General features: G+C 33.0%; 9 protein-coding genes. 5 read left to right on the forward strand and 4 right to left on the reverse strand.

The features are described from left to right. Positions 1-275 precede the first annotated feature (275 nt). On the reverse strand, positions 276-4,154 hold the full coding sequence (hrpA, locus tag ABN256_RS01985; protein ID WP_349439201.1) for an ATP-dependent RNA helicase HrpA: 3,879 nt from the start codon (positions 4,152-4,154) through the stop codon (positions 276-278). A gap of 251 nt (positions 4,155-4,405) precedes the next feature. On the opposite strand from hrpA, the gene ABN256_RS01990 reads away from it, so the two are divergent. From ABN256_RS01990 to ABN256_RS02010, 5 genes are all read left to right on the forward strand, one after another. Beyond that, positions 4,406-5,029, forward strand: coding sequence for an FMN-dependent NADH-azoreductase (locus ABN256_RS01990; protein ID WP_196552960.1), 624 nt, complete (start codon positions 4,406-4,408; stop codon positions 5,027-5,029). Between the two features lie 351 nt (positions 5,030-5,380). Continuing rightward, positions 5,381-5,929 (forward strand): fimbrial protein, encoded by a 549-nt coding sequence (locus ABN256_RS01995; protein WP_196554204.1) that lies wholly within the window; start codon positions 5,381-5,383, stop codon positions 5,927-5,929. Between the two features lie 90 nt (positions 5,930-6,019). After that, complete coding sequence (locus ABN256_RS02000; RefSeq protein ID WP_196554203.1) at positions 6,020-6,721, forward strand: fimbrial biogenesis chaperone; 702 nt, start codon at positions 6,020-6,022, stop codon at positions 6,719-6,721. After that, on the forward strand, positions 6,711-9,080 hold the full coding sequence (locus ABN256_RS02005; RefSeq protein ID WP_349439038.1) for a fimbria/pilus outer membrane usher protein: 2,370 nt from the start codon (positions 6,711-6,713) through the stop codon (positions 9,078-9,080). The genes ABN256_RS02000 and ABN256_RS02005 overlap by 11 nt, the downstream gene beginning before the upstream one ends. Before the next feature lie 22 nt (positions 9,081-9,102). Next, on the forward strand, positions 9,103-9,651 hold the full coding sequence (locus ABN256_RS02010; RefSeq protein ID WP_197269151.1) for a fimbrial protein: 549 nt from the start codon (positions 9,103-9,105) through the stop codon (positions 9,649-9,651). A gap of 92 nt (positions 9,652-9,743) precedes the next feature. On the opposite strand, the gene ABN256_RS02015 is transcribed toward ABN256_RS02010, so the two are convergent. The 3 genes from ABN256_RS02015 to ABN256_RS02025 are packed head-to-tail and all read right to left on the reverse strand — an operon-like array spanning position 9,744 to position 12,926. Further along, positions 9,744-10,076 carry a YdbL family probable chaperone protein gene (locus tag ABN256_RS02015; RefSeq protein ID WP_197269150.1) on the reverse strand — a complete coding sequence of 111 codons (333 nt, stop codon included), beginning with the start codon at positions 10,074-10,076 and terminating at the stop codon, positions 9,744-9,746. A 10-nt stretch (positions 10,077-10,086) separates the two neighbouring features. Next, positions 10,087-10,293: a YnbE family lipoprotein gene (locus ABN256_RS02020; protein WP_349439040.1), complete on the reverse strand. Its 207-nt coding sequence runs from the start codon at positions 10,291-10,293 to the stop codon at positions 10,087-10,089. Continuing rightward, a complete protein-coding gene (locus ABN256_RS02025) occupies positions 10,290-12,926 on the reverse strand; it encodes a YdbH family protein (RefSeq protein WP_197269148.1) in 2,637 nt (878 codons plus the stop codon). The genes ABN256_RS02020 and ABN256_RS02025 overlap by 4 nt, the downstream gene beginning before the upstream one ends. Positions 12,927-12,942 lie beyond the last annotated feature (16 nt).

Here is a 12,942-nt window from a genome sequence, read left to right on the forward strand (position 1 = left end):
AGGGGTACTGAAAAAACAGTACCTCTCTACCTCTCTACCTCTCTACCTCTCTACCTCTCTTCTCTTCTCTTCTCTTCTCTTCAAAAGCAATCTCACTTAAGTCAGAAAATTTTTCCTGCTAAGCTGTTATTTTTTACACGGATGGTTAGATGCGTATAAATCAAGAAACATATAGTATGTTGTAACTAATATATATGTAGCTATTAATTAGCAAGAGAATAAAAAAACCCACAAGAAGCATAAGTTCCCGTGGGTTCAAACATGTCACTATTTAATTAGTTAAAACTTATTTGTTCTATTGCCTGCAATATACGTTTATCTGAGATTGGATAAGGTGTTCCTATCTGTTGAGCAAATAGACTCACTCTTAACTCTTCTATCATCCAGCGAATATTTTGTACATCGTCTTGCTGTTTTTGTTTTTCAGTCAATTTGCCTAACCATTGTTGCCATTGCTGTATAACATTTTCAACTCGGCTCATTTGTGCACGATCACGATTAGGATCGATAGCCAATTTTTCCATTCGTTTTTCAATCGCACTTAAATAACGAGGAATATCAGCAAGGCGTTTCCAACCGTGAGAGGTAACAAAACCAGGAAAAACTAACTGGCCAAGCTGGGCTTTAATATCAGATAATGCAAAAGCAACACTAATATCAACCCGCCCCTTTAAACGCTTATTGATGGCAAATACTTGCGTTAAAATTGCTTCAACTTGTTTAGCTATATCAACCACAGCATCATTTAGTTCTGCTCTGACATACTCTTGTAGCTTTTGATATTCGTCTTCTTGCCAAATTAAACCACCATAAGACGCGATAAGTTTATCAACACCACAAGCAATACAGTCATCAATTAAATCAAGCACTTTGCCATAAGGATTAAAATAAAGACCAAGTTTTGCTTTATTTGGTAATTTTTCATGCAGGTATTTAATCGGTGAAGGAATATTTAATAATAATAACCGTCGTACCCCTTCCCACATTGAAGCTTGCTGTTCAGTTTCTGTTTCAAAAAGCTTAATACCTACACTATTTTTTTCATCAACAAGTGCTGGATAAGCCTTCACTGAATAACCACCGCGTTTTTGCTCATAACGCTGAGGCAAATCACCAAAACTCCAAATATGCAGATTTTGCTGCTCGATACCATCATCAGCCACAGCCGATAATGTTTCTTGCACTTTTTCCTTTAAATTCTCTTTTAATTTATTGAGATCTTTACTTTCTGCCAGTGTTTTATTTTTATCGCCAACAACACGGAATGTCATTTTTAAGTGTTCGGCAACTTGATCGAGTTGCCAACTCTCTCTATCAACGGTCACGCCCGTCATACGCCGTAATTCTTTTTCAAGTCTATCGAGTAAATCACCTTCAACTTGAGGTACACGCTCTAAAAAAGCAGAAGCATAGTTAGGTGCTGGTACAAAATTACGGCGGATAGGTTTTGGTAATGACTTAATTAAGGCCACAATCAATTCATGACGAATACCCGGAATTTGCCAATCAAAACCTTCGTCTTTTACCTGATTTAAAATAGGTAATGGAATATGGACAGTGACACCATCAGCCGCAGTGCCCGGTTCAAATTGATAGGTTAAGCGTAATTTTAAATTATCTTGTTGCCAGTAGTTCGGATAATCTAATGCACTAACTCGTTTAGCATCATCTTTGATAAGCATACTTTTTTCAAAGTTAAGCAGATCAGGTGATGTTTTCTGTGCCTCTTTCCACCATTTATCAAAATGCCGAGACGAAACAACATCCTGAGGTATTCGTTGATCGTAGAAAATAAACATTGTTTCATCATCGACAAGAATGTCACGACGACGGGATTTATGTTCCAACTCTTCAACTTCTGTCCGCAATTTTAAATTGTCACGGAAAAATGCATGACGAGTTTGCCAATCCCCTTCCACTAAGGCGTGTCGAATAAAGAGTTCACGGCATAAAAGCGGATCAATTTGACTATAATTTATAGGTCGAGAGGCAACGATAGGTAAACCATACAATGTTACTTTTTCATTAGCCATTACAGCACCTTGCGCTTTTGACCAATGAGGTTCGCTATATTGATGTTTCACCAAATGTTCAGCAATAGGTTCAATCCATTCTGGTTCAATCCGAGCCGCAATTCTCCCCCATAAACGAGATGTTTCGACTAGCTCCGCCACCATTGCCCATTTAGGCGGTTTTTTGAATAGACCTGAGCCAGGATAAATAGAAAAACGAGCATTTCTTGCACCTGTGAATTCTTGTTTATCTGCATCTTTTTGTCCAATATGCGATAATAAACCGCTTAGGAGTGCAACATGAACACTTCTAAAATCAGCAGGCTCACTATTAACTGGAAAACCTAATTCTTTCACAACTTGTCGTAATTGCGTATAAACATCTTGCCACTCTCGAACGCGCATAAAATTTAAAAATTCTTGGCGACACAGTTTTCTAAACTGGGAATGACTCAACTCTTTTTGTTGAGTTTTTAAATAATCCCACATGTTTAAAAAAGACAAGAAATCAGAATCTTTATCTTGGAAGCGCCGATGTTTCTCATCAGAAGCTTGTTGTTTATCCATCGGTCTTTCACGAGGATCTTGAATTGAAAGTGCGGAAGTAATAACCATCAACTCTTTAACAGCACCATATTTACGTGCTTCAAGTACCATTCTTGCTAAACGAGGATCAATAGGAAGTTGTGCAAGTTGTTTTCCCATAGGGGTTAAACGATAAGCGCCATTGTTATCGGTTCCCTCTTGTAATGCACCTAGCTCTTCTAATAATCGAACACCATCTTGAATATTACGTTTATCGGGTGGCTGTACAAATGGAAACGCACCAATATCACCTAATCCTATTGAGGTCATTTGCAAAATAACAGATGCAAGATTAGTTCTTAATATTTCAGGATCAGTAAACTCAGCACGAGAAATAAAATCATCTTCTGAATAAAGACGAATACAAATACCATCAGAAACACGACCACAACGCCCTTTCCTTTGATTGGCTGATGCTTGAGAAATAGGCTCTATTGGAAGTCGTTGTACTTTAGTACGATAACTATAACGACTGACACGGGCGAACCCCGTATCAATAACGTATTTAATACCTGGCACAGTTAATGAAGTTTCGGCAACGTTAGTTGCTAAAATAATACGTCTGCCATTATGGGGATGAAAAATTCGATTTTGTTCACTGTTAGATAAACGGGCAAATAAAGGTAATACTTCAGTGTGGCGAAGTTGTAATTTATTCAGAGCATCAGCAGTATCGCGAATTTCTCGTTCACCACTCATAAAAATAAGAATATCACCCGCACTTTCTCGGCTTAATTCATCAATAGCATCAATAATCCCATCAGTCATATCCTTATCGCTATCCAGTTCATCACCACCAATTGGGCGATACCTCACTTCAACAGGATAAGTTCTACCTGATACTTCAATAATTGGAGCTTGACTAAAGTGTTTAGAAAAACGCTCAGGATCAATAGTTGCTGATGTAATGATGACTTTTAAATCAGGACGTTTAGGTAATAGCTGTTTTAAATAGCCAAGAATGAAATCGATATTTAAACTACGTTCATGGGCTTCATCGATAATGATCGTGTCATATTGCAGTAACAGTTTATCTTGCTGTAATTCTGCTAACAAAATTCCATCAGTCATCAATTTAACAAGTGTATTGTCACCAACATGATCGCTAAAACGAACCTTATAACCTACAGATTCTCCTAACGTACTTTTTAATTCATGAGCGATACGTTCAGCCACTGAACGTGCAGCTAAACGACGCGGCTGAGTATGCCCAATAAATCCCTTGATCCCTCGACCTAATTCAAGACAAATTTTAGGGATCTGTGTTGTCTTACCAGAGCCAGTTTCCCCTGCAATAATAACGACTTGGTTATCTCTTATTGCATTATAAATAGCATCTTTCTTTTGACTAACTGGAAGGTTTTCTGGGTAAGTAATTTCAGGACAATTAGCTTGGCGGCGAATTATCATCTGTTGTGCTGTGGTGATATCTTGCTTAATTGCACTTAATACCGCCTGTTTGGACTCTTCATTATTAATTTTAGCGACGCCACGTAGACGTTTTCTTAACCGTTGCTGCTCCCGCAACGATAATTGCTCTATTTCTTGATAGAGCATGGCAGATGATAATGTCACCTTTTATTATCCTTTTTGAGGTTATTCTAATCAAAACTAATGCCTTTATGATATCACAACAGGCTATTGGCACATAAAGGCTTGGTTAAATTTCTTAGCCTATGATTTCATATAATCAATAATTTTGAATAGCATATTCAAAGGATTGTGATGTGATATTTTAAAGATTGGGTAAACTACTATTAACTAATAAATTTAAATAAATAAAACACTTTATAGACCACGAGAAAATAATGAAAAAGATCCTTGTACTGAAATCAAGTATTTTAGATAACTACTCACACAGCAATAAAATGGCTGATTACTTGATTGAAAATTGGCAAAATAACCATAAAGATGACCTGATTACTGTACGTGATCTCGCTAAAGATACAGTACCAACATTAGACCAAGCTACTCTATTCGCTTTTGGAAAAGAAACAGCAATGCTATCTGATGAACAAAAAGTTGCCAGAGCATTATCTGATGAATTAATTAGAGAATTAAAAGCTCATGATATCATTGTTATCACGGCACCAATGTATAACTTCTCAATTCCGGCGCAGTTAAAACATTACATTGATTATATCGCTCGTGCAGGTGAAACATTTAAATACACCGAAGCGGGTTCTGTTGGTTTACTTGAAAATAAACAAGCGGTTATATTAACGAGCCGTGGTGGTATTCATAAAGATAAGCCTTCTGATCTGATTGTTCCATACCTTACACAGTTTTTAGCTTTTATCGGTATCAATGACGTACAATTTATTATGGCTGAAGGTACAGCCTTTGGTGAGGAGCACACTCAGCAATCTCATCTGCAAGCACAAAAAGAAATTGATACTGTGATTAGTACAAAAAATATCACCGCAAAATAATTAATTTTATCTTTTTATAAAAGCACCTAACCAGGTGCTTTTTTTATATCTAAATATATAAAAACATATCAATACCACTTAATTGTTTTTATAAAAAAGACCTTACTAAATTATAACTAAAAAGCCTTAAAAGAAGATAATTCTAAAACGAACTATTTTATTAAACAAATAGTTTAATGTCCGTGTTTTTAATAAAAATTAATTACTGTTTATTCTTTTATTCACCATTAAAATAAAAACATTTAATTCAATTAAATTTGATTTTTAAAGGATAAATAAATAATATTTTTTGGCTTCTAGAGATAAGAAGATTATTAAATAATTTTATTAATTCAATAAATGGAATTTGAAATGAAAAAAAATTTACTCTCAATGCTTATTTTATCTACAACTTTTTTATCAACCCAATCAAATGCGCTTGAATATACAGAAAAAAATGTAGGTACAATTACGATTAATGGTTCTGTTACAGCGAATCCCACTTGCCAATTACAAGATATACAACCTGTTCAATTACCCCCAGTTCAAGCAAATAATTTTGGAGATAATCATATAGCAAAAACGGATGCTCAACCGCTTTCCATTCAATTTACTAATTGTAGCGAAAGTCTTTCTAATATTCAGTTGAAAATTCCAAAACAAACAAAAAATTTATTAAAAAACCTAGTAGATAATGGTAGTAATGTTGATCTTGCCATTTTTGATTCAGAAAAAAACATTATTCAATTAAGTAATGAAAGACCTAAAGCATTTAATTTAAATATTGATAAAAATGCTAAAACCGCTGATTTTTCATTTGAAGTCAATTATATGAAACCAAATGGATTAGATGCAACACCCGGCTTAGTAAGATCTAGCTTATCATTTGACGTTATTTATAGTGATGTCGCTGTAGATTAATGTCTTAAAAATTAACAAAGCTGGTTATCCAGCTTTGTTTTAACACTTCCAACTTAAAAATAATATTAAATTACTATACTTAAATATAAAATGATTAAAAAAACAAAACTGACTATATTATCTATATTTAGCATTCTTCCTATTTATGGTTACACGTCAATAGAAATAAATAAGGATAAATTTATTTTTATCGAAAGCAACAATCAAGAAATTATCGAAATAAAAAATAATACAAATAGTGACTACTTTATACAAAGCTGGATTTCATACTATGATGAGAATAATGATGATGAACTACCTTTTATGATCACTCCCCCACTATTTAAAATAGAGAAAGATGAAAACTACTCCTTGAAAATTTTTAAAATAGATGAAATAGAAAAAAAAGATAGAGAAACGCTATATAGAATAAACATTAAAAGAATACCAGTACTATCTGATTCAAATGAAAATGAAAATTTATTACATATATCAATGAACTCTGTCTATAACTTAATATACAGACCGACATCAATAGAAAAAAATGCAAAAGATGCCTATAATAAAATCGAGTTTTTAAAAAACAAAAGTAACGAGCTTATTATAAACAACCCCACACCCTACTTTATTACTTTGCTTAATATCAGTTGCAATGATGTATTATTGGTTAATAAAAGTAAAACAATACCACCATTTAAAAAATGGAACACAAAAAATAAAATTAAAAAAGATGGATTGATAAAATGGAAAACAATAGATCAGTTTGGTGTGGAAATAAATGCAACAGATAAGGCCATAATTAATGAAGATTAAGTTTAAAAAAAAAGAGATCACTTTCTTTATTTTAATGTCTATTTATTACAAAGATACTTTCGCTCAAAATAATTCCCTCTCTCTTTATTCTAATTCATTTTCTAATATTAGTGATGATACCATTAAACTCCTTCTTGAAGATAAAAAACCAGAAGGATTTTATCACTCTATTATTTATGTTAATAACAGAAAAAAAATGGTAAGGCTCCTTTATTTTAAAAATATAGATAACAAGTTAATTCCTTGTATTTCTATCAATGATTTAACCTCTCTTGGTATTGATACTGACTTTTATAAAATCAAAAAAGAAAATCAGGAAATGATTCCTTTAATCGATTATTCGATTGATTTTAAATATCAATTTTCCAATCAAAAATTAAACTTAATCATTCCACAAAAAGCATTAATAAGAAAAACGGACTATGTCATCAATGAACAAGATTGGGATAATGGAATTACCGCATTATTCACTCAATATTCCTATTGGGTTAAATATCATCAAAAAAAAACATTTGAACAAAAACTTAAATTACACTCAGGAATTAACATGGGGGCTTGGCGTATACGTAGTCAAAATGAGTTTAATTGGACAAAAGATAACTATCAATCTAAGCTTTCATCAATTTACACCTATCGACAAATTAATTCTTTTTCTTCTCTTTTTTATACTGGCAAATTTTCACCTACAACACGAATATTATCAAATGATAAAATTATTGGCTTTCAATTAATATCCAATAATTTAATTTCAAATAGAAATCTTTATGCTAACAGCCCTATTATTGAAGGAACTGCTGATACACAAGCTCAAGTTATCATAAAACAGGGTGATAAGATCATCTATGAAACGACAGTTCCTCCCGGCCCTTTTCTTCTAAATTCATTACCTTCTATAGGTAGTGAAAAACTTATTTTAGAGATCAAAGAAACAGATGGAAGAGTAAAGGTTTCAACACACTATTTTACATCATTACCTAATCAATTAAATAAAGGGAGTTATCAATATAATATCATCTCAGGTACATTACCTAACCATCCTAATAATAAAAGTGCTCTTTTTATTTTGAGCGAATTTTCATATGGATTGAGTCAAAAAATCACTTCTTACAGCGCAATAAAAAAGCAGGATAATCAACAAAAATATTTATCTGGATTATCTCTAGATTTAGGTTTTTTAGGTGGCTTGGCGACAGATATAAGTTATGAAAAAAATAACAATGATAAAATTAAATATCAGTTTCGTTATCAGAAAAACATTCCTATTACACAAACTTACTTTACTTCTGGGATGTCTTTTTATCAATATCTAGATAATTCATTATCAAAAAATCGCATTAAAAAAAATTATTCATTATCTTTATCTCAGAATATTAATGAGTTAGGCTTTATCTCTTTGTATTATTACGATAAAAAATACCATAATTCATCGAAAGAATTTGAAATTGGAGCATCTTTTTCATCCTCATTTAATAGAGTGAATTATCATTTAAAGTATGATTTCAAAAAAGAAAAGCATTTTCCAGATCATTATTTTTCATTTAATTTTCATATTCCTATAGGGGACAGCGAACATTATCAATGGATTAATAATCAAACAAATTATCAAATTAATAATAAGCGTTATACAAACAGTACAAATATAGGTGGTACATTACTCAATAATAATTTAGGATATTCGATAAACTATCAACATACACATCACCCTAAAAGAAAATATAATCAATTTTCTGCTAACACAAGATATCAAAATAATTATCAATCTTATAGTTTTTCTGGAAATAAGTCAGAGAATAATTACAATCTTAACTTTTTAGTTAATGGTGCATTGGTGCTTCATTCAGAAGGTATTACTCTGACCCCCCGTTTAGGAAAAACCTTTGCATTAGTTAATACACAAGGTATTACTGGTATTAAAACATCATTCTCACCTAATTTAGAAACAGATAACTTTGGCAACTTAATTTTGAATAACATTACGCCTTATCGAATAAACAAAATCAAACTAAATGTGGCAACACTCCCCCAATCCGTTGAAACAGAATATTATAGTAAAAGCATTATTCCTACATTAGGTGCAATATCTAAAGTTACTTTTCCAATGAAAACAGGCTACCGTATTATTTTTAAATCAAAAAAGCCCCTTCCTTTTGCCTCAAAAGTTACCGTACTAGATAAAGAGGATAATATTATTTCTCAGGGATTTGTAACAGAAAAAAATATTATTTTTCTTTCTGGCATTCCTGATAATGGATTAATAAAAGTAAAATGGGGTAAAGATAAACAGTGTCAGTTTAATTATAATTTAAGTTTTGATGAAAAGAAAAAAAATCTGATAAAAAAAGAAATTACCTGTCTTTAAATTTAATTTATTAAGAGAAATCATGAAAACTATTATCTATTTAATTATTATATTACTACTTTCATCTTTTTCATTGCCATCAACAGCTAGACGTGGTGATCATGAAATTTCCTCAAGTTGTAATATTGATTATATCTATGAAAATATTAGCGATAGACTTTCTGTTAATAAAAATGATTTTTCGTCACATGCAGCAGGAACATTAGCAGATATTGACAACCATATTATTATTATTGTCATAAATGATTGTTCTAAAAGCAATGGGGATATTCGCTTAAAAATTGAAAATACAAGTATTGATAATACTACAGGTTACTTGAAAAATATGATTAGTGCTCCCGATGCAAGCAATAATATTGCATTTCAATTATTGTACAATGAGGAAGAAAGACCTATTAATCTTAATAAAACGAGCGAATTTTCTGAAGAATTGATTGATGGAGAGGCTGAATTCTACTTTTCAGTTAACTATGTTAAAAAAGATAGTATGCCTCCTGCCCCCGGTTATATACGCTCAAATATTAATTTCATTGTCATGATCAATAACGATATTGTTAATTTTAATGATTAGTCATTAAAATTAACAATAAAAAGCACGATAGATATTTATAATATATCGTGCTTTAAAAATTAAATAAGGTTAAGTCTCTATTTAAGATTTAACTATTTTTTTACCCATTTTCCATTAATACCCTTTACAAACTCACCTTCATTAGCTCTTGCGACTAATTTTTCACCTGCAAGTCGAGCAACAGAATCAGGTGTTACTTGGTTAGTTTTAGCAATTTCAGCATATTTTACTTTTCTTGCTTGATTTATTTCATCTGCAAGTTGTTGAGCCTGCTTGTTATTAGTTTGCACAAGCTCAATATAACCACTAAAGGTTTCTCCTACCAATCCTTGCGATCTTGCTTCATCAAGCGTTAATGCTATAGCATTTGCACTAGTTAAAACTATCATTAGACCAAAGCTTAGGAGATATTTTTTATAATTCATCATTTATCCTTTAAAAAATGGCGCTGTTATTTTTTAAGAGATCTTCAACTTGCCGGTCTATTTTTACATTAATCTCATGTTCAATTTTAACATTCATATTAATATTAATCGGCTTATCGGGCGTAGCGACTTCTAATCGAATACATCCTGTTAACACCGATATTCCTATCATTAAAGCCGTTAATAAAAATAGTTTTTTTAAAAATAAGGGTTTCACTCTGACTCACTCCCTAAATCTGATAAGCTTTTTTCTAACCACTCTTCCAATTGTGAGCCAAATCGTAAACTTCGCCATAATTGAAAGACATTTTCTTCGTGCCGATAATTGAGATTAACTTGCCGGCGTTTATCTTCTAGAGGATTCGTTCCTTGAATTTCAGCCTCTAATATTAACTCACCTAAATTACTTAAATTAACGCGAGTCCAAGAACGGCTGATTTCTAAATAACGTAACCATGCCATAGCAATGCCTGCTGACATATTATTATCGTCAATTGAATCAACAAAATCTTTATCGAGTCTTAACGTCAAGTAAGATGAATTAGCAAGCCATCCATCTTTAATAATCCATTGATTATTATTAATAAAGAATGGAAATTCACCACTAACTTTACCTGATGCCGCAAACTGCGTCACTTTTAACAAAGTAAAAAGATGACTTAATTGAATGTTATCAAGAGAAATAATCGCCGCATCATGTTGTGGAATTTTGAGTTTTTCCAATGAAATGGTTCCATCAAGCATGGCTACATTCACATTAGATAAAACTAACGGTTTATTTTCTGTTGCAGGGTAAAAACCTTGAAGATCAGCCGTAATATCCGTCATATCAAAAAGATTATTAACACGCTTTATACGTAGCTGGACAGGCTGTTTAACACCTAATTGCCACTCGTCGCCATTTAAACGCCAAGGCAAAATAAAATCTAAACCTTCTAAAATACCATCTTTAAGCCACATTCCCCCTTGCTTAACAACAAGATGACCACCGGCAATTAATCCTTGTTCTGGTGCAATAGAAAAGTCTGCTTGGGTATAGAGTTCACCTTTATCAAGAGTGATCCCTAAGTCTTCAGGTAAGAGCGATTGAAAAACATTAATAGGTTGTGAAGGCCAACGCATTTGCCCTCTTAATCTTGCGCCATCCCAACGTGTATTTATTGCAATTGGTCCTATATTGGGTTTGGCACTTAATTCACCTTTCATATTAAAATTGAAGGGTGATTTACCACTGATTGTGGCAATAAAATCGGTTCTATCTAGAAAGCCACCAGCGGGAAAGTCTATACGTTGACTGGTTAATTTTAATTTTCCACCAAATGTTGGTTTTTTCTCATCTCTTACCCAACGGAATGGGCTCTCTAAAGATAATCGAGGTGCCGTCATCGTTGTATTTTGGTATTTTAAAACATCAAACCCTGTATGAAGTTTTTCAAAACTGACCAATTTATCAGTCCAATACCCTGTACCTGCAATATCCCAACGAGCTTTTAAAGGCAATAAATTTCCTTCCCCCCAATAACGCCATTGCCACATTCCATTATCAGGTAAAAAATCAATTGCTTTACCTTGAAAATGAATACGATAGTCGCCCCAAATACTGTCTTGTGCGACAACAATCGCATTTAAATGTCCGTTAAAACCTTTTGATGAAAATGTTGTTCCTGCTAATGGTAAGCGAGCATCTTTTATAGTGAGCGTTTCAGTTAATGGGCCTTTAAAGCGAAGTAATGAACCAGATTGAAATTCAATAGTAGGATCAGCTAATGTTCCCGTTACATAAACAGGTAATTGCGTACTGGCTTGCATTAATTGTTTATTAACCACACCAGTAATTTGAATAGGAATATGTGCATCTAGCAAATTTACGGCTGTTTCAGGGATCGAAATGACTAAATTTCCTTTTCCTGCATTACCTTCTGTCATTACATTTAATCGTGCAGTTAATCTTAAATCAGACAGGCCTTTTTGCCATTGGGCAATATTAATATTAACGCCACCACGTAATGGTTGATCTAGTCCAAACCATTCCCAACGACCTTGTTCAATCTTTATATTTTCGGGAGTAACATGCCAAGGTAATAAAGCTAATGCATGGCCTCCCCCTTGTTCCGCAAGTGAAATAGTGCCTGATTGTCCCACCCATTCAAGAATAAGAACTAAGGGATAAGCATAATGGGAGGTTAATAAAGTCGCATCAATCATACCTTTTTCAGGTAATGAGGCAATATCAAGGGGTAATGCTATTTCAGCAGCAAGTTCAATATTATTGTTATCAGGTAAATTTACTTTAAATTGCTTTATATCTAGCCATTTATTGTCTCTAATAAAAATACCAAGTTGAGCATTTTCTCCTTGGTACGTCACTAATCGGCCACCTTGTTGTGTCTTTAGCTGTAGCGCACCTTGATAGCGAGTATTTTCTTTTAAAAGTACATTTTCTATATTGACGGCTAAGTACGGTATCGATGTTAATAATGAATTTATCTCAACAGGCACTGTTGCCGTTTCTTCCTGTTTATTAGGTGGCATCGTTGAAAAACAATGTTCATCAATAGTGAGCTGCTGGCTATTAAATTGCAGTTTATCAATCTGTTCTTTTCGATAAGAAAAAACAAAGTTGTCAATACTTGCTAAAGTACAACTGGCTGTCGTTAATGCGATATTCTCAATAGAAATACCTGCTCGCTGTAATTGAGGCTGGGATAATGAAAGTGAGACACCTTCAGGTAGGTAAGATTTAGCAATAACAGGCAACCAACGAGGGATAGACGCCCACAACGCAGTGCCGATTAGGCCTACACCTACCAGTATCGTCCCTGTCCATTTGATTGTTTTTCTTAACAACACATCATATTCCTTTTAA

The organism is Proteus sp. fly-1008 (assembly GCF_040140305.1).
GTDB lineage: Bacteria > Pseudomonadota > Gammaproteobacteria > Enterobacterales > Enterobacteriaceae > Proteus > Proteus vulgaris_B.